Consider the following 23,429-nt stretch of genomic DNA (forward strand, 5'->3'; position numbering starts at 1 on the left):
CCGTTTTTCCGAGACGAATTCTCATCAGAATATCGTTTCTGCTTTTCTTTTCAAAGCGGCGAGATTGGGGAATAGTCAATGGGACGATGGGCTGAGACATAATAAATCCTCCAGTTTGTTTTTTATAACAGTATACCGGAGGAAGGAGTGAGTGGATAGATACCTTGTTATTGGGCGGTTACAAATAAGCGAAGTGTTTTCCACTTTAAGCTAGACTATGTTTATTTCTGAGGTTAACGAATAAGTACTTTGCTTGAGTTAACGAGGTTCAATTCTGCTATACGTTTGAAACTGTTTCCATAATGAAGAATCATTATTTTTGCCAATCATATTTTTCCTATAATAGTTAGTTAAAGCTAGAAAATTTCCTCGTATACGAAAAATTAACTCAGTTGAAATTTAAGATTTGTAAAAATGATGAAACTATATGTAGCTGGAAAGTAGTTACATACATTTTGTACTCATTTGGATTGAATAAATTAGTATAATTATTGATGTAATGATTCATTTATGATAAAATAAAAATGATAGTTTACTTCTTGAGTACATTTTAAAATTAGTAAACTTGATAGTGTTAAATACAACTTAGGAGCATTCATGAATTCAAAACGGTTTAATAAAAATTTTGATGAGATAGATCGAAAAAGTAAAGTTAAGATGCATAAATCAGGTAAGAACTGGGTTCGGACAGTTATGTCTCAATTGAACCTTCTTCGTGTTATTCGAGGTCAGGGTCAAGCTACCATTTCCTTACCTGTCATAGAAAACAGTGAGCGTTTGGATCGTCAGCGTATGGACTACCTTAAAGCCGTACTTGCTTCAGGAGCTGCAATTACAGGTACTGCCGTAACGACAGCTTTTGCGGAAGAACAAGTGACTGTAATGGAGCAAGAAGCAGAGGGTACTGTTGATACGGTTGTTAACCAGGATTATGTGGTTATCGAGACAGTTTCAACAGAGATTGTGGATGAAGCCAGTCTTTCTGCTTCTGAGTCACTAGCAGGTTCACTTAGCCATTCTCTTTCACTCAGCCAGTCTATAGATACGTCATTGAGTATCTCACTCAGTCTGAGCGAGGTAGAGAGTCAATCATCATCGATTAGCGCCAGTGAGTCGGCGTCGTTTAGTGCTAGCGAATCCAGTTCGATGAGTGCCAGCGAGTCGCACTCTTCATCTTTGAGTGCCAGTGAGTCGGCTTCCTTGTCTTCATCTGAAGCGTCAGCTGTGGATCAGCAGGTTTCAGCGAGCGAGACTACTTCAGAATCTACAAGTAGCACAAGTACAACAAGCCAGACATCGACTGAGGAAACATCGGTTTCGTCTTCGACATCAGAAGTTTCTGAAACCAGTTCATCATCATCATCTTCTGAAACAGGATCTAGTCTTGTTTCAGCCACAAGTAGCCAGCCAGCTCCACTCAATACTTTCGGAGTTGGTCAAGGTTTATCACTTCTGAATAGTGCAGTGGCGGGAACAGCGACGGCAAGTTCTGAAGTCACAACGGCTCTATTGGCAGCTAGCTTGGATAGTTCTTCGTCAAGTGAGTCTGAAACGGAACAGCTAACAACGGAGCTGGATTATACGAATCTAGATAATGCTCTTGCGAGTTTGAACCATGCCTTATCACTGCCAGCGATTGATGCGACTACGACAACAGCAACGAGCTACCAGCGTTATCAGACAGCTTTGCAGAATGCAGAAAAAGTCTTGTCAGAAGCCTTGGAATTGAGATATTCTTTGTCAGCAAGTCAAGATGAATTAGAGTCTATGGCAAAGAGAGCTGGTCAGGCAGCAATCTCTTTAACAGGTCGGATCAATCAGATTGGGGCTGCAGGTGGGAAATTTGCTATAGTTGAAGGTTCCGGGACACGGGCAGTGACCCCCGGTGCCAATGGTACAGATGTCAGCAGTTCGGGGGTTATTAATTTTAGGAGACCTTCAACGGAATTTCCACGCGGAGCACTATCTACAGGAACCTTTACTTCCTATGTTAAGGAAGTGAGATATAGCTACGACGCAAATACAGATGTTATGACCTATACAGTAACAATTACACCAGCAGTTGCTGGCAAGGTCGGTATTGGTATTAGCGTTGATAGCACTAGCTCTTTTGGAGCAGCAAAAGTGACAGGAAATGGTACTTTAGATGCTCAGACTGTTGATGAAACCTTGCAAGGAGGTTCTCCTAAGGGGAGATATTTCTTTATTAGCGGAGTGACTGCAAATACCCCTCTGACTTTTGAGGTGAAAGTTAATACCGATGGTACAGGTATCAATAAGCTCCGCTTAAAAACAGCCAATATCAATACTACTAACAATAGTGGTTTTAATGGAACAGTACCTAACCAGCATATCAATCCTAGTCAACGCGGTATCATTACGAACTCTCCAGTTGTTAAGGCTAACTTTAATGCTGGTGAGACGCAAACCATCTATAGTAAGGTAGCAGATGCACCGACTATTAATGATAATTTGACTAGTACTTCTACAACTGTATCTGGTACGGGTAATGCAGGAAGTACAGTCACTCTGAGATTCTCAAACGGTGTGACAACGACTGCAGTAGTGCAAGCAAACGGTACTTGGACAGCAACAGCACCAACAGGAGCCATGTCGGCTTCAACGACCGTTTCAGCAACACAGACCACCGGAAAGACCAATGTTATCGTTGAAAATAACAGAGCTGATGAGGTGCTGAATGACCAGACTAACCTCATTTCAGCAGCAACAGTAGCGACTATTCAAGATACAACGCCACCTGTTGTAGAGACACAAGACTTACAAATATTCGAGAACTCGGTTATCGGAAAAGTGGATAGCAGTGGGAATATCGTTCCTACGGCGATTCGATTAGCGAGAGCGTCGGATAATATCGCTGTAACAGGTGTCCGTTTGGCGGCCAACTGGGGTTATGCAACTCTTGATGAGTTTAACCAAACAAATGGCCAGAATATTGCGGATGATGTTCTTCAGGATAATATCGAAGTCTATTATCAAGATGGGTATGTCTGGGCTAGAAGTAAAAACAATCAGCCACTGATTCGTTTGATGTCGGACAACCAAGTTGGTCAAAACCCTGAACATGGTCCAGGTCGTCACGCTCGAAGAATTTACGTGTCGGATGGTACCAATGTAACGACTTCGGCTGGTATGGCTGTTCGTGTTACAAGAATCCCGAGTGGTGTTATCAATAAAAACTTTGGTGAACGTGTCGATCAAACAGAAGTAGACCGTATCATCAATGGTTGGAGAACAGGGGATTTTGCGGATGCGGAATTGACCTATACACCAATGGATTCACTTCCACAAATCAATGAAACCAAAATCATTCGTGTCAAGGTAACGAATAAACAAGGCGTTGAAGCAATCGCCAACATCTACGTCAACTATCCACCTGAAGTACGGATTGTCGTTGATAATGATACAGATACTTCAAAAACTGTCTATGTTTTCCGTGATGAGACAGTCAAGCTAGTTGATGCAGGAACATTCACTGCCAATAGTGACAAATTGAAAGTCGCTACTGCCCTTGACCTTCCTGGAGTAAAAACGCTTCAAATCGTTAACAACAACGACAATAATATCGAGAATGGTAAGGGTCTGACGCTTGAGATGGGGCCAAACAAGCAGACGGATCCAACAAAACCACAAGAGTCTGATGTTTATCTAACCGGTAAAACGACCGTAGCTAATTTGGCGGTCGGCGATTACTATAACAAAATTAAAGCGGTCGATGGTTATGATAATACATCGGTTTCTGCGAAACAGCTAGACATCATGATTATGGATGTGCAAGGTGGTTCAGTTTCTACTATCAATAACGGAACTCGTCTCACTGTTCAAAAAGACTCTGCAGGACAATCCTATATTGATTTAGGCAGCCGTGAGGTGACAAGTCGTTTTACAGACACTGAAATTTTGGCAGCAGTTGATTATGATTACGGTACATTGAACAACGCCAACAAGGCAACCTTGAAAGCGGGAGCTGGTCTGGAAAAGGCAATCGTTCTCAATTCAAATCACACTGTAGAAGTCAAGAGAGACAGTAGTGGTGCGGTAACCTATCATACTGTGACGGTTCGTGTGAAGACTTCGACAAATGTCTATAAGGATGTACAAGTTCGATTTAAGTATGTAGACACAACGGCACCGACAATTACAGAACCACGTACTATCTATGTCTTCAAAGATACTGCGATGACCCAAAGCTTGCAGTTGGCTAAGATGTCAGATGCAGGTACTGGTATTAATACGACAACATCTGGAACTAGCAATTTACAAGGTTTGACTTTGGCTAAGAACTCAACAGATGGTAATAAGAATGTCACGTTGATAGTCAGCGGGACAACATCTGCCAACGTTGGACAGTATACCCAGGTTCTGACAGCTAATGATCAAGGACAACCTTTGTCTACGACAAATAACCAAGCGGTTCTTCAAGTCATCTCGGCAGCCAACTCTACTATTCAGCGTGCCAACCATACACCGATTACTTGGAATGAAGTAAAAGCTAGCGTTGCAAGTACCTTGGCTGGTAACCATGCAGGTGCAGGCTTGTCTTATAAGTTGCTTGTAAATGGTACGCCTGTTAATGATGCAAATGTAACTACATCACAAATTCCTACAGTTGATGGTAGTGTAACCGTTCGTTTGACAACGGACTATAATGGAGTTGACGATGCCGGCGTTTACAAAGATGTTGTAGTGACTCTGGATTACCCAGAGAAAGTGGCACCAGTTGTAGACATTACTGCCAACAATGTATTTGTATTCAAGGATGAAGCAGTTAAAGTAGCCAATGCTAACTTTACGCAACTAGATGGAGCAGCAGGAACACGTTTGCAAATTGGTACAGCTACTGACCAAACTGGTGTCGGTACCGTTGCAATCGTGGATGCAACAAGTGGAGCAGAAGCCAACCGTGGTTTGACGGTTTCTACCGATGGAGCCAATACTTCAAAAACCATCTACATCAGTGGCACGCCTACTGCAGAAAAGAATCTGTATACCAGCAAGGTAAAAGCAGCAGATACGCTTGGTACATCAGGTAGTTCTCAGGAAAATCTTTCTCTTTACATCCTAGAGGTTCCGAGTGAGATTACCCTCGCAACAAGAGAAGTAACAGGTACCAAGTATACAAATGATGAAATTGCTCAAGCAGCGATCGATGCGGTCTTGGCAGGAAATGATAACCAAAAAGCAGCGGCTAATTTGACGGCTAAGGTCATTGCCAACGAAAGTCATCCTCAAGATCTCTATCGTCCAAATCATACGATAACTGTTCGTGTGATGACTGCGAGTGGGACTTATAAGGATGTACGTGTTAATGTTAAATATGTAGATACGACTAATCCAACGATTACGACAAATAACCTATATGTCTTTGGTGGTACTCCTCTGCAAAATCCTGTAGATATTGTTGCAAGTACTAATGATACTGGAAGTGGTGTTGATAACAATACTATCCGCTTGAGAGATACAGGTACAGGGCTAACCATTAATTCCAATGGTGAAGTAACAGGCACCTTCTCTCCGGCTGAGGCAGGTTCCTATACGCGACATGTTCAGGTTTCGGATAGGAGCACTGATAATAACAATGGTGCTAACACTGGTGAGGCAAGCTTTCAAGTGCTTTCTGTCACACCACAAAGTGCTACACTGACTAAAACACTGACTGGCAATACTAAGTTTACCGACGATGAAATCAAGCAGGCTGTTCTTAATGCTATGACGGCAAATAATTTTGCGGCCTTTGGAACCATGTCAACAACCTATCGTAACGCGTCAGGTTTGTTGGATATTTCAGCCTATTCCATTGTTGGTACGCCAAATCATACGTTCACAGCAGGTCAGCATACTGTGACGGTTCGCATGACAAATGCCCAAGGGAACTATGCAGACGTCACAGTGACTATCAACTACACGAATGCTGCTCCGGTTATTTCAGACCAAACTTCATTATCAGCTATTAAACGTTCTGATAGCACACCGGTTACTCTTGATTTATCTACAGCTGTGACAGTAACAGATGCGGAAGATGATAGTAGTACAACTGATGCAAATAATACTTCTGTTACCTACAAGATTAAAGGTCCAGATGGAACTGTTCTAAAAACGGTTACTGCATTGAAAGGACAACCTGCTCCGATCAACGTTAATGAATTAACAGCAGGAACCTATACTGTTGAAGTTGAAGCTAGGGATAGTGCAGGAGCGACGACTACAAGCAATTTCCAATTGACTGTAAAAGACAATACTTCACCAACTATTGAAGCAAATGATAGAGTGGTAGATCGTAGTGGCAAAGCGACGATTGATGTAGCAGAGGGAGTGAGTGTTACAGATACTGAAGATAATCAGGCAGGAGTAGTAACAGCTGTTACATTTAAAGTTGTGAATGAACTTGGACAAGTTGTATACGACGGTCCGAACTCAGTTATTCCAGCAGGAACCTTACTTGCAGGAGTTTATACAGTTACTGTTACAGCTACGGATTCACACGGAGCTAAAACTGAGAAATCCTACAAGTTGACTGTGACGGATAGAGCATCTGAATCTATCTCAGCAAGTCTATCGTCCTCTGAATCTGCTTCAATTAGTGCGTCAACTTCAGCAAGTACGTCAGCAAGCGAATCCGCCTCAACCAGTGCGTCCACCTCGGCAAGTATGAGTGCTAGTGAGTCGGCATCGACAAGTGCATCGACTTCCGCAAGTACATCAGCAAGCGAGTCCGCCTCGACTAGTGCGTCCACCTCAGCAAGTACGTCAGCCAGCGAGTCCGCCTCAATGAGTGCTTCGACCTCAGCACGCACAAGTGCCAGCGAATCTGCTTCGACCAGTGCGTCAACTTCAGCAAGTACGTCAGCAAGTGAGTCCGCGTCGACCAGTGCTTCGACCTCAGCAAGCACGTCAGCCAGCGAATCCGCATCGACTAGTGCGTCAATCTCAGCAAGTACGTCAGCTTCTGAGTCCGCCTCAATGAGTGCTTCGACCTCAGCAAGCACAAGTGCTTCCGAGTCAGCCTCAACTAGTGCATCAACCTCAGCAAGCATCAGTGCCAGCGAGTCAGCTTCGACCAGTGCGTCTACCTCAGCTAGCACAAGTTCTTCCGAGTCAGCCTCAACTAGTGCGTCAACCTCAGCAAGTATGAGTGCCAGCGAGTCAGCGTCCACGAGTGCGTCTACCTCAGCTAGCACAAGTTCTTCCGAGTCAGCCTCAACTAGTGCGTCAACCTCAGCAAGCACGTCAGCCAGCGAATCCGCATCGACTAGTGCGTCAACCTCCGCAAGTACATCAGCTTCTGAGTCAGCGTCGACTAGTGCGTCAACCTCCGCAAGTACATCAGCTAGCGAATCCGCTTCGACCAGTGCGTCAACCTCAGCAAGTACAAGTGCCAGCGAGTCAGCGTCGACTAGTGCGTCAACCTCCGCAAGTACTTCAGCCAGCGAGTCAGCCTCGACCAGTGCATCTACTTCCGCAAGTATGAGTGCCAGCGAGTCAGCGTCGACTAGTGCGTCAACCTCCGCAAGTACATCAGCTTCTGAGTCAGCGTCGACTAGTGCGTCGACTTCGGCAAGCACAAGTTCTTCCGCGTCCGCTTCGACCAGTGCGTCTACTTCAGCAAGTACATCAGCCAGCGAGTCAGCCTCAACAAGTGCGTCGACCTCAGCAAGTACATCAGCTTCTGAGTCCGCCTCGACTAGTGCGTCTACTTCAGCAAGTATGAGTGCCAGCGAATCAGCCTCGACCAGTGCGTCGACCTCAGCAAGTACTTCAGCCAGCGAGTCGGCCTCGACCAGTGCGTCAACTTCTGCAAGTACCAGTGCCAGCGAGTCAGCTTCGGCCAGTGCGTCAACTTCAGCAAGTACGTCTGCTTCTGAGTCATCCTCGACAAGTGCGTCAACTTCAGCAAGCACGTCAGCTTCTGAGTCAGCATCGACAAGTGCGTCAACCTCCGCAAGTACCAGTGCCAGCGAGTCCGCGTCGACAAGTGCGTCTACCTCAGCAAGCACATCAGCTAGCGAGTCGGCATCAACTAGTGCGTCGACATCGGCAAGTACATCCGCATCCGAGTCGGCATCAACTAGCGCATCTACTTCAGCAAGTACATCCGCAAGCGAGTCGGCATCGACAAGTGCGTCAACTTCAGCAAGCACGTCTGCTTCTGAGTCAGCCTCGACTAGTGCATCTACCTCAGCAAGCACGTCAGCTTCCGAGTCAGCTTCGACAAGTGCGTCTACCTCAGCAAGCACATCAGCTAGCGAGTCGGCATCAACTAGTGCGTCGACATCGGCAAGTACATCCGCATCCGAGTCGGCATCAACTAGCGCATCTACTTCAGCAAGTACCAGTGCCAGCGAGTCGGCATCGACGAGTGCGTCAACTTCCGCAAGTACATCAGCTAGTGAATCCGCATCGACCAGTGCATCGACTTCAGCAAGTACGTCAGCTAGCGAATCTGCTTCGACAAGTGCGTCTACCTCAGCAAGCACTTCAGCCAGCGAGTCAGCTTCGACCAGTGCGTCAACCTCAGCAAGTACGTCCGCATCCGAGTCGGCATCAACTAGCGCGTCAACTTCCGCAAGTACATCCGCATCCGAGTCGGCATCAACTAGCGCATCGACTTCCGCAAGCGAGTCGGCATCGACGAGTGCGTCAACTTCCGCAAGTACATCAGCTAGTGAATCCGCATCGACCAGTGCATCTACTTCAGCAAGCACTTCAGCCAGCGAGTCAGCCTCAACTAGTGCGTCAACTTCAGCGAGCACAAGTGCCAGCGAGTCGGCATCGACTAGTGCGTCAACTTCAGCAAGCACTTCAGCCAGCGAGTCAGCGTCGACTAGTGCGTCAACCTCAGCAAGTACGTCAGCTTCTGAGTCCGCCTCGACTAGTGCGTCAACTTCAGCAAGTATGAGTGCCAGCGAGTCAGCGTCGACTAGTGCGTCAACCTCAGCAAGTACGTCAGCCAGCGAGTCCGCTTCGACAAGTGCGTCGACTTCAGCAAGTATGAGTGCCAGCGAGTCCGCCTCAACTAGTGCGTCAACTTCAGCAAGTATGAGTGCCAGCGAGTCCGCGTCGACCAGTGCGTCAACCTCAGCTAGCACAAGTTCTTCCGAGTCGGCTTCGACCAGTGCGTCAACATCCGCAAGTACCTCAGCAAGCGAATCTGCTTCGACTAGTGCGTCGACATCCGCAAGCACATCAGCCAGCGAGTCCGCTTCGACAAGTGCGTCGACTTCAGCAAGTATGAGTGCCAGCGAGTCCGCCTCAACTAGTGCGTCAACTTCAGCAAGTATGAGTGCCAGCGAGTCCGCCTCGACCAGTGCGTCAACCTCAGCAAGCACAAGTGCTTCCGAGTCCGCATCGACGAGTGCCAGCGAGTCGGCTTCAACTAGCGCGTCAACTAGTGCGTCAACCTCAGCGAGCACAAGTGCTTCTGAGTCTGCATCGGCTAGTGCGTCAACTTCAGCAAGTACGTCCGCTTCTGAGTCAGCGTCGACTAGTGCGTCAACTTCCGCAAGTACATCCGCATCCGAGTCGGCATCAACCAGCGCGTCAACCTCAGCAAGTATATCAGCTAGCGAATCTGCTTCGACTAGTGCGTCTACCTCAGCAAGCACATCAGCCAGCGAGTCAGCGTCGACTAGTGCGTCAACTTCAGCAAGCGCATCAGCCAGCGAGTCTGCATCGACCAGTGCGTCAACCTCAGCAAGCACATCAGCCAGCGAGTCAGCCTCAACTAGTGCGTCAACTTCAGCGAGCACAAGTGCTTCCGAGTCCGCATCGACCAGTGCGTCAACCTCAGCAAGTACGTCAGCTAGCGAGTCAGCGTCGACTAGTGCGTCAACTTCTGCAAGTATGAGTGCTAGCGAGTCGGCCTCAACTAGTGCGTCTACTTCAGCAAGTACGTCAGCTAGCGAGTCAGCCTCAACTAGTGCGTCAACTTCTGCAAGTACATCCGCATCCGAGTCGGCATCGACTAGTGCGTCAACATCCGCAAGTACATCAGCTAGTGAATCCGCGTCGACCAGTGCGTCAACCTCAGCAAGCACAAGTGCTTCCGAGTCAGCGTCGACTAGTGCGTCAACATCCGCAAGTATGAGTGCCAGCGAGTCAGCGTCGACCAGTGCGTCTACCTCAGCAAGCATGTCAGCAAGCGAATCCGCATCGACCAGTGCATCGACTTCCGCAAGTACGTCAGCTTCAGAATCCGCTTCAACTAGTGCGTCTACTTCAGCAAGTACATCCGCATCCGAGTCGGTTTCAACTAGCGCGTCAACCTCAGCAAGTACGTCAGCCAGCGAATCAGCTTCGACTAGTGCGTCAACCTCAGCGAGCACAAGTGCTTCTGAGTCGGCATCAACTAGTGCATCAACCTCAGCAAGTACATCAGCTAGTGAATCCGCGTCGACCAGTGCGTCAACTTCAGCAAGTATGAGTGCCAGCGAGTCGGCATCAACTAGTGCGTCAACCTCAGCAAGCACGTCAGCCAGCGAGTCGGCATCGACTAGTGCGTCGACTTCAGCAAGTACATCCGCATCCGAGTCGGCATCAACTAGCGCATCGACTTCAGCAAGTACATCCGCATCCGAGTCCGCTTCAACTAGTGCATCGACTTCAGCAAGTACCAGTGCCAGCGAATCAGCTTCGACTAGTGCGTCCACCTCAGCGAGCACAAGTGCTTCCGAGTCGGCATCGACTAGTGCGTCAACCTCAGCAAGTACCAGTGCCAGCGAGTCCGCCTCGACCTCAGCATCTGAATCAGCATCAACCTCAGCGTCTGAGTCAGCATCGACTAGTGCGTCGACTTCAGCAAGTACGTCAGCTAGTGAGTCAGCGTCGACCAGTGCATCAACCTCAGCAAGCACGTCAGCCAGCGAGTCCGCGTCAACCTCAGCGAGCACAAGTGCTTCCGAGTCCGCCTCGACTAGTGCGTCTACCTCAGCAAGTACCAGTGCCAGCGAGTCCGCCTCGACCTCAGAATCTGAATCAGCATCAACCTCAGCGTCTGAGTCAGCATCGACCTCAGCGTCTGAATCCGCATCAACATCAGCATCTGAGTCAGCATCGACCTCAGCGTCAGAATCAGCAAGCACGTCAGCCAGCGAGTCCGCATCGACCAGTGCATCGACTTCTGCAAGTACGTCAGCCAGCGAGTCCGCATCGACGAGTGCGTCGACCTCAGCAAGTACCTCAGCGTCTGAGTCAGCAAGCACCTCAGCGTCAGAATCAGCATCGACCTCAGCATCTGAGTCCGCATCGACGAGTGCGTCTACTTCAGCAAGTACGTCAGCTAGTGAGTCGGCATCGACTAGTGCATCAACCTCAGCAAGCACTTCAGCCAGCGAGTCAGCGTCGACCAGTGCGTCGACCTCAGCAAGCACTTCAGCCAGCGAGTCAGCGTCGACCAGTGCGTCGACCTCAGCAAGCACAAGTGCTTCCGAGTCAGCCTCAACTAGTGCGTCAACATCCGCAAGTATGAGTGCAAGCGAGTCCGCCTCGACTAGTGCGTCGACTTCGGCAAGTACGTCAGCTAGCGAATCAGCCTCGACTAGTGCGTCAACATCGGCAAGCGAGTCGGCATCGACTAGTGCATCAACCTCAGCAAGCACGTCAGCAAGCGAGTCAGCCTCGACTAGTGCGTCAACATCGGCAAGCACGTCAGCAAGCGAGTCCGCATCAACAAGTGCGTCAACTTCAGCAAGCACGTCAGCCAGTGAGTCCGCGTCGACCAGTGCGTCAACATCGGCAAGTATGAGTGCCAGCGAGTCGGCATCAACCAGCGCATCTACTTCAGCAAGTACATCCGCATCCGAGTCAGCTTCAACTAGCGCCTCGACTTCCGCAAGTACGTCAGCCAGCGAGTCCGCTTCGACCAGTGCGTCAACCTCAGCAAGTACATCCGCATCCGAGTCAGCTTCAACTAGCGTCTCGACTTCCGCAAGTACGTCAGCCAGCGAGTCCGCATCGACCAGTGCCTCGACCTCAGCAAGTACATCCGCATCCGAGTCAGCTTCAACTAGCGCCTCGACTTCCGCAAGTACGTCCGCATCCGAGTCGGCTTCAACTAGCGCCTCGACTTCCGCAAGTACCAGTGCCAGTGAGTCGGCCTCGACCAGTGCGTCAACTTCAGCGAGCACAAGTGCCTCCGAGTCCGCATCGACTAGTGCGTCAACTTCAGCAAGTACATCAGCAAGCGAGTCGGCTTCAACTAGCGCCTCGACCTCAGCAAGTACATCAGCAAGCGAGTCGGCCTCAACTAGTGCGTCTACCTCAGCAAGCACGTCAGCCAGCGAGTCCGCTTCGACCAGTGCATCGACCTCAGCAAGCACAAGTGCCAGCGAGTCAGCCTCGACCAGTGCATCGACCTCAGCAAGTACAAGTGCCAGCGAATCTGCTTCGACCAGTGCATCGACCTCAGCAAGCACGTCAGCCAGCGAGTCAGCGTCGACCAGTGCGTCAACTTCAGCAAGTACATCAGCCAGCGAGTCGGCTTCAACTAGTGCGTCTACCTCAGCAAGCACATCAGCTTCAGAGTCAGCGTCGACTAGTGCGTCAACTTCAGCAAGTATGAGTGCAAGCGAGTCAGCCTCAACTAGTGCGTCAACTTCAGCAAGTACATCAGCCAGCGAGTCGGCTTCAACAAGTGCGTCAACTTCAGCAAGTATGAGTGCCAGCGAGTCAGCCTCGACTAGTGCGTCAACATCGGCAAGTACATCAGCAAGCGAATCAGCATCAACCAGTGCGTCTACTTCGGCAAGTATGAGTGCCAGCGAGTCAGCGTCGACCAGTGCGTTAACATCGGCAAGTACGTCAGCAAGCGAGTCGGCTTCAACAAGTGCATCGGTTTCGGCAAGTACGTCAGCTAGCGAGTCAGCCTCGACTAGTGCGTCTACCTCAGCGAGCACAAGTGCTTCCGAGTCAGCCTCAACTAGTGCGTCTACCTCAGCAAGCACAAGTGCTTCCGAGTCAGCGTCGACTAGTGCGTCTACTTCGGCAAGTATGAGTGCTAGTGAGTCAGCGTCGACTAGTGCGTCTACTTCGGCAAGTATGAGTGCCAGCGAGTCGGCTTCAACAAGTGCGTCTACCTCAGCAAGCACATCAGCTTCAGAGTCAGCGTCCACGAGTGCATCGGCCTCAGCAAGCACAAGTGCTTCCGAGTCCGCCTCGACTAGTGCGTCAACATCGGCAAGTACATCAGCAAGCGAATCAGCATCAACCAGTGCGTCTACTTCGGCAAGTATGAGTGCCAGCGAGTCCGCCTCGACCAGTGCGTCAACTTCCGCAAGTATGAGTGCCAGCGAGTCCGCATCTGAATCGGCATCGACCAGCACCTCGACTTCTGAATCAACAAGTCCAAAACTTACAAGACTACCAAGCACAGGTGAAGAGAGGATAGAACTAGCGGGTGCAGTTAGCGCTGCAATGTTGCTAGGTGCCTTTGCTCTTACAGCAAGACGTCGTCGTAAAAAAGACGAAGAAACTGAATAGTTAGAGACCGATAATGTAGGTAATCTGAAAATTTTTGTAAAACTCTGTAATTTAGTAGTGAATCAACTCATTACGATGATTACAGAGTTTTTTATTATTTCAAAAATGTAGGAGCCTACAAATTTAATTGTAGGTTTGTTTCTTTTAGTACAAGTCAAGGAGCTGCAGGTTATAGTGAAATTAGGTAAATTGGGTTAATGATTCAATAAGGGAAAAACAAACTGTCTATACTATAAAGACTTGAATTAGGAAAGGATAACTTTGACAGATAGCGCTAGAAATCCGATTCTAAAATAGTTTTAGAGTTCTTCAATTTTTAAACTACTACCATCTGATTCAGCTCGTTTGATGTTTTTAGACAAATAATCCATATCATTATAGTTCACAATAAATTAGAGTGGTAGGACGCAATGGTTGATTCAAAATGTGGACAGCCATGATCGTTTTTTAAAATTAAGAGGAATATATTTTCTTTGTTCGATAACTTATAAAAATAAGGTGTGCTGTATACGTTTACAAAATGAGTCGGAAATTGGTTAAAATGCGTGGTTTCTACTAGATTTAACTTGATTTTTTCTTCCAAAAAATATATGATTAATATAATGACATACACAAGGAGAAAGAATATGAGTTCATCACATTCTCGTGAAAAGGTGCAACGTTTTTCCTTCCGCAAAACAGGTGTGGGCTTGGTTTCAGCGACTATAGCTAGTTTGTTCCTGTCTTTGGGATTGATGAATGCACCACAGGTACAGGCTCAGGCAGAGGCAAAAACGATTGATTTTCGTTATGTGGTAGAATCTGAGTTGACAAGTCAGGAGAAGAGCCTATTGGAAAATGGCCTACCTGGCTTGGTGGAGAAAGAAGATCAGGTGTATTATTTGGTCTATCGTGCGAATAAGCCTGAGGGACAGTTGCCAAAAACTGGCGATATGAGGCTTAATGCGGTATTGGCAGTAACAGGTGCTTCCCTATTAGTTGTTGCTATTCGTAAGCGAAAAACAGGTGGCAAAGAATGGTTGGGAGTATTTCTCCTAACGGCCACAGGTGCAAGTCTATTAGCTCCATCAGTTATGGCTATTAGTAACCAGGTATTGGCACAATACAATCAAAGCTTGACACTTTCTGTTGGTGATCAGTTGCCAAAACCGTTGGATATCTCAGGCTATACTTATTTGGGCTATATTAAAGAAAAAGCCCAGCCTGAATCAGGAAAAGAAGCTCTGCCTGCCTCTACTGAACTAGATAAATCTGAGTCAAATATAGAAACTGGCAAAGATGTGTCTAGTAGCTCTGCAATTGCTCCTGAAAAAGAAGGAACTGCTTCAAATGGTGAGCTAGTGGAGAATAATGGCTCCAATCAGACCAATATTGACGGAGCGTCAGGTGAAGAGCAGGCCTTGATAACGGCAGTTTCTGAGGTAGCTCCACTTGCAGAGGAAAAACCACGTCTTTCAGTTGAAGTGAAAGAAAGCGTTGAAGAGCAGTTTACTGAAGTGCCGACTAAGGTTGTTGAAACAGAGGAGTTATTAGTCGGCGAAACCAAGGTTGTGGAAGGTAAAGCAGGCCTTATTCGTGTGACTTATGAGGATGTTTTTGTAGAAGGGCAACTCATTTCCAGAAAAGAGCTGAAGCGTGAGGAGGTTGAACCAGTCAGCACGGTTGTTTATAAAGGAACTAAAGTAGCTGAGGTGAACCAACCAACAGAGCCAGCGACACCGACTCTTCCAGATTCAGGTTCTGCGACCACTCCAGGGGAAAGTGGTACTCCGATTACCCCAACGACTCCAGTGGAACCAACCACTCCAGATACAGGCGGCACAACTACCCCAGAACAACCGGAAGAAACTACTGAGCCAACTCCTCCATCGGATGCACCAGTTCCAGATACAGGCGGAACGACCACACCAGTTCAGCCAGAGGAAAATCCACAACCAACTACTCCAGTGGAACCAACCACTCCAGATACAGGCGGTACAACTACCCCAGAACAACCGGAAGAAACTACTGAGCCAACGCAACAAACGGAGTCAACCACCCCAGATACAGGCGGCACAACTACCCCAGAACAACCGGAAGAAACTACTGAGCCAACGCAACCAACGGAGTCAACCACTCCAGATACAGGTGGCACAAGCACCCCAGTTCATCCGGAAGAAACTTCAGAGCCAACGCAACCAACGGAGTCAACCGCTCCAGACACAGGCGGTACAACTACCCCAGAACATCCGGAAGAAACTTCAGAGCCAACGCAACCAACGGAGTCAACCACTCCAGATACAGGTAGCACAAGCACCCCAGAACAACCGGAAGAAACTCCTGCACCAACGCAACCAACGGAGTCAACCACTCCAGATACGGGCGGAACGACCACACCAGTTCATCCGGAAGAAAATCCACAGCCACCGACTCCAGTTGAAACTCATGAAGATATCACAATCAAAGAAGATCTTGACTTTAAGACAGTCGAACAAGCTAATGACCAGTTACTTTATGGTGTGAGGGAAGTCAGCCAGGAAGGTAAAAAAGGTAGTATAGAAACTCTTGTCAGAGTCTATAAACGAGACGGCGTGGAAGTCAGACGTGAGACCATTTCACGGAAAGTAACACCAGCTAAAGACCATATTGTCCAGGTAGGGACACGTGTTGTAACAGAAGTACCAAAAGAAAACATCAAGCACAGTCTACCTAGTCTAACTATTGAGACAACAGAATCAGAACGTACAGAAGAAATCAATTTCACTATTGAAGAAGTGCCGACTTCAAACCTACCTGCAGGGCAAACTCGTATCACTCGTCAAGGAGTGAAAGGTGAGAAGAAATTCGTAACCAAGATTTATAAGATCAATGGACAGGTTATTAAAAGAGTAGAAGAAGAACCGGTCATTACTAAAGAGCCGACTTCTCAAATTGTGGAAGTTGGTAGAAGACAGGGAACTGTACCGAGCTTGAGAATGACAAATCTGGTCACAAATCCAGACAGTCGTAGTGCAACTGTTAGCTATGCTCTATCGGATGAAACAAGAACCTATCAATCCGCTCTAGCTATTCTCTACAAGGGAGATACTGAAGTTGGTCAGTATGCAATTTCTGATGTCAACCAAGGATTAGTCTTGACAAATCTGGATTACTATACAGACTACCGAATCAAGACCAAGCTTATCTATAATCTGGGACAAGGCAACCAGGAAAAAATCGAAGATGATGTTCGGAATTTCCGCTTAGATTATAAGAAGATTGAAATCAAGGATATTGATGCAGTTGAGTTATATAGCTTGGAAGACCAACGCTATCGCCGTTACCTAACCTTGAAAGACAGACCGACCAATCTTGACAATTATTTTGTGAAGATCAAATCAGATCGCTTCAAGGAAATCTTGCTTCCAGTAACTAAGGCAGAAGAAGTCACTGATAATGGAAAAATCAAATATAAATTGACGGCTTCCGTTGATCAATTGGTACAGGATTCAGCCACAGGCTACCAACCAAACTTCACCTTCTATATTGATAAGCAAGTACCGACACAAAATGGTGTTTATACTTCCTTTAAAGAATTGGTTGAAGCTATTCAAAATAATCCTAATGGTGAATATGTCTTGGGTGCGGATATGACAGCTGATGAAATTAGTTTGTCTAGCGATGCAAGTAGCTATGTGACAAATGAATTCCGTGGAAAATTGATCGGTAGTCACAATAATCAATCCTTTGCTATCCATCACCTTACCAAGCCATTGTTCAATGTCTTGAATGGTGCGACTATTCAAAACCTAGATCTAGTAAACCTCTCTATCAAGACGGACCAAGATAAAATTGGTGCCTTGGCTAAGGAGGCAAAAAATGCCAGCATTCAAAATGTAGCAGCCCAAGGTAGTATTATTGCGGCTGGACACATCGGTGGTCTGGTCTATGAAGCAAGCAATCAAACCAAGATGACCAATGTTTCCTATCAAGGTCAAATCACTGCTACCAGCAATCTTCTTCCTGACTCAAACTTAGGCGGTGTCATCGGTACAGCGTCAGGTAACGGTACGGTTATTAGTCAAGCCAAGGCAGATATTGATATGAGTCTGTCGGCCCGATTCGGAACCTACCGAACAGGTGGTGTTGCTGGTATGGTGAAAGAGGGTGCTAGACTTGAAAAAGCCTATGCTAAAGGCCGGATTACCAACCTAAGTAAAGAAGGACAAACCGGTGGAGTGATTGGTTCTACTTGGTCAAATGGTTCCGTAAACAATGTTCTCAGTGAAGTTGATGTCATCAACGGACACTTGCTTCATGGCGATGTTAATTATCAGGATGCTAATATCCAAAATGGTGCAGTTAGCCAATCCGTAAAAGGCAAGCCAGAAAAATGGGCAGCTATTATTTCAAAAGATGCTCTTAGAAATCGCTTGGCCGGTCTAGGACTATCTAGTACGGTAGAAGATAGCTTGACAAAAGCAGGCGGAAATCGCTATTCAGTTGACTACAGAACCCTATCTAGTGCGAGCCAAGGCAGAGATGTGACCTATGCGAATATGGAAAAACTCCTACCATTCTATAACAAGGAGTTCCTTGTCCAAGCAGCCAAGGCTATCCCAACTGATCACAAGTTGGCTCAAACAGCCTTGATCGACGTGGTTCCGATGGTAAATGATAGGATTGTCACAGATTTACATACTGATAAGACAGCTATTAATCGCCTTATGCTCCACTTTGCCGACAATAAGGTTGAATATGTGAACTTGAACTATGTCGGGGACTTTACAAATTCGGCTATTGCAGAATACAAACTGACTGGTACTGATATCCTCTACACACCAGAGTCCTTTGTAAGCAATCATTCGACAACAGCCTTGACAAATCTGATTCAAGAATTATCCGCTATTCAATTTAATTCATCAGGCGTAGAGAGAACCCTGGGAATTGAAAATCAGCCAACCGTAGGTTATATTCGAGCCAAGGAGGATGAGAATAAGGACAAGGATAGCAAGGAAAAATTGCCGAATGTCAATGACTGGGCTATTGATTTGGGTGTGACGACACTGAAAGATACGGATGTTGAACGACCACTTTGGGCACTCTACCTTGAAGATAGCTTCAATACTGTTAAATCAGCTATTGGTGCACAATTGGTTAAATTATTAACAGCGGACAAGGCTATTAATTCTGTCGGAAGTTCTGTTCAGAACTATCTTGTTCATAAGATTGCCAACAATAAGGAAGCCTTACTCCTCGGTCTTGCCTACCTCAATCGCTGGTATAACATCAACTATGATTCCATTAATGTTAAAGACCTCTCAATTTTCAAACTAGACTTCTTTGGTAATCAAGAGGCATCCGCCTTAGATACGATTATTGAACTTGGTAAGTCAGGTTATGATAATCTTCGACCACGTAACAACGTGACAACTTTTGCCGGATTCTTGAAAGATGCTAAGAAAAAATCAGATTTGTTCAATTATTTGGAATCCTACCGCTCACTCTTCCTACCGACCAAGTCAAATAACCAATGGTTACGTGATAATACCAAGGCTAAGATTGTGGAAGTCAAATCTACCATTCCAGAAGTGGCTACCAAACAAGAGAATGCCACTCCAGATAGCAAGTATAGTCTGGGCGTCTACGACCGAATCTCTAGTCCAAATTGGAATTATCGCAATATGCTCTTGCCTCTTCTGACTTTACCAGATCAAAGTATCTATCTACTTTCTACAATGGCAACATTGACAGTAGGTTCACTTGATCGTTACCGTAATGCTGAAGAGGCTAAAGGACGAGATATTAGTGAGTACATGGATGAAAAATTAGCTACGGGTGCTAAGTGGCAAGGAACCTTCTTTGACACCTGGTACAGACTCTTGGATGAGACCAACAGAGAGAAACTCTTCCAAAGCTTCCCAAACTTTGAAGGATATTGGTTCGGTAAGCCAAATCATTGGGCGACCTTGGCAGATACACAATATAACTCTATTCGCGACTTCTACGGTCCTGTTGGAAAATGGGCACAATACTTTGGTTCCGCTGCCTATGCGACTGGTGTCTATACTCAATTTGAGGATTCACGCGTATTGGATCAATATGGTTCTTCTGTATTTACTCATGAAATGGTACATAATTTCGATAGCAATATCTTCTTCAAGGGGTATGGTCGCCGACAAGGACAGCTAGCAGAATTCTTTGCACAGGGTATGCTACAAAACCCAACAGCAGTCACTCAGCCAATCATTGGTATCAATATGATGTTTACTGGAAATGTCGATGATAGTCACCGTTATCATGCTGCCAATCCGTTGGAACGTTACCGGTCAGAGGAAGATTTGAACACATATTCTAGACAGATGTTTGATGCTATCTATCTGTTAGATTATTTAGAAGCAGATTCTGTTCTGAAACAAAATGATAAAACCAAGATGGATTGGTTCCGCAAGATTGGTAACTGGTATAAAACAGAAGGTGGTAGAACCTCTGTTCATGCAGGAAATAATCTGCAAATGCTCACTGGTGATGAAGTGGGCAGCCTGAAAACTCTAGATGATTTGATTGAAAAGAATATCATCAATGCACGGAATTATGTGAACGCTAGAAACCTATCAAATCCTTCCATTCAACTCGAACATAATGGCTACTACAATATCAGCATGATGTCACCAATTTATGCGAGTCTCCATAATCCAGAAGGTTCACCAGGTGACCTTATGTTCAGACGGATGGCCTTCGAGTTACTAGCTGAAAAAGGCTACACAGATGGGTTCTTACCATATGTATCGAGTCAATTAGGACCACAAGCCTTCCAAGAAGGTGAGAAAATCTATGATAACTGGTTTGGTAGAGAAGTTGGGAAAGTGACCGACAATCGTGTCTTTGCACATATTTTTGATAGTGAATACAAGGATTGGGCAGACTTCAAGAAAGCCATGTACCAACGACGTATTGATCAGAAAGATAATTTGATCGACTTCACTATACAGTATCAATCAGGTGTCCTAAATTCAGCTAATACCATTCGTATTACTAGCTTCAAGCAGTTGCAAGACTTAATGGATGAAGCTGTTCGTTATGATGCACAATACATGACAAAAGTATTGTCAGATCCGAGAACAAGTATGGTCAACCATCTGAAAGAGCGGATATACAATGCTCTCTTACGGACGACCAACGACTTTAGAACGTCCATTTTCAAATAAAGGAAACACTTCCTCTTCCCTAAAAAGAAGGGGGAGTTTTCTTTCAAATGAAAAAGAGTGAGATTTTATATGGGGAGTAGGATAGTTTTTCCAACATTCCACCCCATCCATGCTATAATAGAAACATGAAAAAAAATAAATTATTACTCATCGATGGCTCTTCGGTAGCCTTCCGTGCCTTCTTTGCACTTTATAATCAAATTGACCGCTTCAAGAACGCCAATGGTCTGCATACCAACGCCATTTACGGCTTCAACCTCATGCTGGACCACATGATGAAGCGGATTGAGCCGACCCACATTCTCGTTGCTTTTGACGCAGGCAAGACAACCTTCCGTACTGAGATGTACGCCGATTACAAGGCAGGTCGTGCCAAGACACCCGACGAGTTCCGCGAGCAGTTTCCCTTCATTCGTCAGATGCTGGATGCTATGGGGGTCAAGCATTATGAGCTAGCTCAGTACGAGGCAGACGATATTATCGGTACCTTGGACAAAATGGCAGAGCGGACAGACATCCCTTTCGATGTGACCATTGTCAGCGGTGACAAGGACTTGATCCAGCTGACAGACGAGAACACCGTAGTTGAGATTTCCAAGAAAGGTGTCGCCGAATTCGAAGAATTTACCCCAGCCTACCTCATGGAAAAAATGGGTATCACTCCCACTCAGTTTATCGACCTCAAAGCACTCATGGGTGATAAATCCGATAACATCCCTGGCGTGACCAAAATCGGTGAAAAGACAGGCCTCAAACTTCTGACAGAATTCGGGTCACTGGATGGCATTTACGAAAACATCGACAGTATGAAGGCTTCAAAGATGAAGGAAAACTTGATTGCTGACAAGGAACAAGCATTTCTTTCTCGAATCCTTGCCACCATCGACACAAATGCTCCAATCGAAATTGGACTAGATGATATTGTTTACCAAGGTCCAAAACTAGAAGAACTAGGACAATTCTACGATGACATGGGCTTCAAACAGTTGCGGGCTCAATTGGGAACCAGCGCTGAGGAAGAACTTCCTGCAGTCGAGTTTCAAACAGTCACCGAATTGACTGAGGACATGCTACACGCAGATCAATTTTTCTATTTTGAAATCTTGGGTGAAAACTACCACCGAGAAGACTTGGTGGGACTATCTTGGGGAGACAAGGAGCAGATTTATGTTGGGGGGCCAGAACTCCTCGACAGCCCAATCTTGCGTGACTTCTTAGAAAAACAGCCTGTTAAAACCTATGATTTTAAACGTGGTAAAGTTCTTCTAGCCCGTCAGGGCATTGACTTGCCATTAGCGAGCTTTGACAGCCGTTTGGCCAAGTACCTCCTGTCAACAGTCGAAGACAATGCCATCACCACTATTGCCAACCTCTATGGTCAGACCCGTGTGGTGCCAGACGAGGTGGTCTATGGCAAGGGAGCAAAACTGGCTCTTCCCGAACGTGCGGATTTCTTCCCACATCTTGCCAACAAGCTTCAAGTTCTTATCGAAACAGAAGCTCTTATGCTGGAAAAACTGGAAGAAAACCAGCAGGTTTCATTGCTCTTTGATATGGAATTGCCTCTGGCAAATGTCCTAGCCAAAATGGAAATCACAGGGATTAAGGTTCAAAAAGAAACTCTACAAACCATGCAGGCTGAAAATGAAGTTTTGATTGAACAGCTGACCAAGGAAATCTACGAGTTGGCAGGTCAGGAATTTAATATCAACTCGCCAAAACAACTGGGAACTATTCTCTTTGAAGACATGGGCTTGCCTTTGGAATACACCAAGAAAACCAAGACAGGCTACTCAACAGCAGTGGATGTCTTAGAACGGCTTGCTCCAATCGCCCCAGTCGTATCCAAGATCTTGGACTACCGCCAGATTACCAAGCTCCAATCAACCTATGTTATCGGCTTGCAGGATGCCATTTTAGAAGACGGCAAGATCCATACTCGTTATGTACAGGATTTGACCCAAACTGGTCGTCTGTCTTCGACGGACCCCAACCTGCAAAATATCCCTGTTCGTCTGGAACAAGGTCGCTTGATTCGTAAGGCCTTTGTGCCGTCGCTTGAAGACAGTGTTCTTCTGGCTTCGGATTACTCACAGATTGAATTGCGGGTCTTGGCACATATTTCTAAGGATGAGCATTTGATAGAGGCCTTCCAAAAAGGTGTAGATATCCATACCTCGACGGCCATGCGGGTCTTCGGTATTGAAAAGGCTGAAGATGTGACGGCAAATGACCGTCGCAACGCCAAGGCAGTTAACTTCGGTGTGGTTTACGGTATCTCAGATTTCGGCTTGTCCAACAACCTGGGCATTACTCGTAAGGAAGCCAAGGACTATATTGATACCTACTTTGAGCGTTTCCCTGGAATCAAGAATTATATGGAAACCATTGTCCGTGAAGCGCGAGATAAGGGCTTTGTAGAGACTATCTACAAACGCCGTCGGGAATTGCCAGAAATAAATTCCCGTAATTTCAATGTCCGCAATTTTGCGGAACGGACAGCTATCAACTCCCCAATTCAAGGATCTGCTGCCGATATTCTCAAGGTAGCCATGATCAACTTGGACAGGGCCATTGAAGAAGCAGGTTTGTCAACACGGATGCTCCTTCAGGTACACGATGAGATTGTACTTGAAGTACCAAGAGCAGAATTGGAAACTGTAAAAGCCCTCGTTAAAGAAACAATGGAATCAGCCATCGCCTTGTCAGTCCCATTGATTGCCGATGAAAATGATGGACAGACTTGGTATGAAGCCAAATAGAAAGGAATGA

At 46.5% G+C, this 23,429-nt stretch carries 5 protein-coding genes and 3 pseudogenes; 5 read left to right on the forward strand and 3 right to left on the reverse strand.

Annotation, left to right across the window (positions count from 1 at the left end):
• Nucleotides 1–597 precede the first annotated feature (597 nt).
• Nucleotides 598–837: pseudogene (locus NF418_RS10650) on the forward strand (accessory Sec-dependent serine-rich glycoprotein adhesin); the annotation flags it as partial.
• A gap of 392 nt (nt 838–1,229) precedes the next feature.
• Here NF418_RS10650 and NF418_RS02780 read toward each other — a convergent pair.
• The 3 genes from NF418_RS02780 to NF418_RS02790 form a co-directional block, all read right to left on the reverse strand.
• Nucleotides 1,230–1,397 (reverse strand): hypothetical protein, encoded by a 168-nt coding sequence (locus NF418_RS02780; protein WP_172000303.1) that lies wholly within the window; start codon nt 1,395–1,397, stop codon nt 1,230–1,232.
• Nucleotides 1,398–2,432: 1,035 nt separating this feature from the next.
• Nucleotides 2,433–2,717, reverse strand: a complete 285-nt coding sequence (locus NF418_RS02785; protein ID WP_256778338.1) for a hypothetical protein — start codon at nt 2,715–2,717, stop codon at nt 2,433–2,435.
• Between the two features lie 1,998 nt (nt 2,718–4,715).
• A complete protein-coding gene (locus NF418_RS02790; protein ID WP_256778339.1) occupies nt 4,716–4,967 on the reverse strand; it encodes a hypothetical protein in 252 nt (83 codons plus the stop codon).
• A 1,978-nt stretch (nt 4,968–6,945) separates the two neighbouring features.
• On the opposite strand from NF418_RS02790, the pseudogene NF418_RS02795 reads away from it, so the two are divergent.
• The 4 genes and pseudogenes from NF418_RS02795 to polA all read left to right on the forward strand — a co-directional run.
• Nucleotides 6,946–13,260, forward strand: a pseudogene (locus NF418_RS02795) (hypothetical protein); the annotation flags it as partial.
• Nucleotides 13,261–13,365: 105 nt separating this feature from the next.
• Nucleotides 13,366–13,491, forward strand: a pseudogene (locus NF418_RS10655) (LPXTG cell wall anchor domain-containing protein); the annotation flags it as partial.
• Between the two features lie 626 nt (nt 13,492–14,117).
• On the forward strand, nt 14,118–20,657 hold the full coding sequence (locus NF418_RS02800; RefSeq protein WP_256778340.1) for a ZmpA/ZmpB/ZmpC family metallo-endopeptidase: 6,540 nt from the start codon (nt 14,118–14,120) through the stop codon (nt 20,655–20,657).
• A gap of 125 nt (nt 20,658–20,782) precedes the next feature.
• Entirely contained in the window at nt 20,783–23,419 is a 2,637-nt protein-coding gene (polA, locus tag NF418_RS02805) for a DNA polymerase I (RefSeq protein ID WP_256778341.1), read from the forward strand.
• Nucleotides 23,420–23,429 lie beyond the last annotated feature (10 nt).

It is taken from the genome of Streptococcus suis (assembly GCF_024509555.1).
In the GTDB taxonomy this organism is placed as follows: domain Bacteria; phylum Bacillota; class Bacilli; order Lactobacillales; family Streptococcaceae; genus Streptococcus; species Streptococcus suis_AD.

What these genes read in the sequence shown, in the direction of transcription:
- NF418_RS02785 (WP_256778338.1), bottom strand. Translation starts at nt 2,717, where the DNA reads ATGAGGTTAGTCTGGTCATTCAGCACCTCATCAGCTCTGTTATTTTCA.
- NF418_RS02790 (WP_256778339.1), bottom strand. Translation starts at nt 4,967, where the DNA reads ATGGTTTTTGAAGTATTGGCTCCATCGGTAGAAACCGTCAAACCACGG.
- NF418_RS02800 (WP_256778340.1), top strand. Translation starts at nt 14,118, where the DNA reads ATGAGTTCATCACATTCTCGTGAAAAGGTGCAACGTTTTTCCTTCCGC.
- polA (WP_256778341.1), top strand. Translation starts at nt 20,783, where the DNA reads ATGAAAAAAAATAAATTATTACTCATCGATGGCTCTTCGGTAGCCTTC.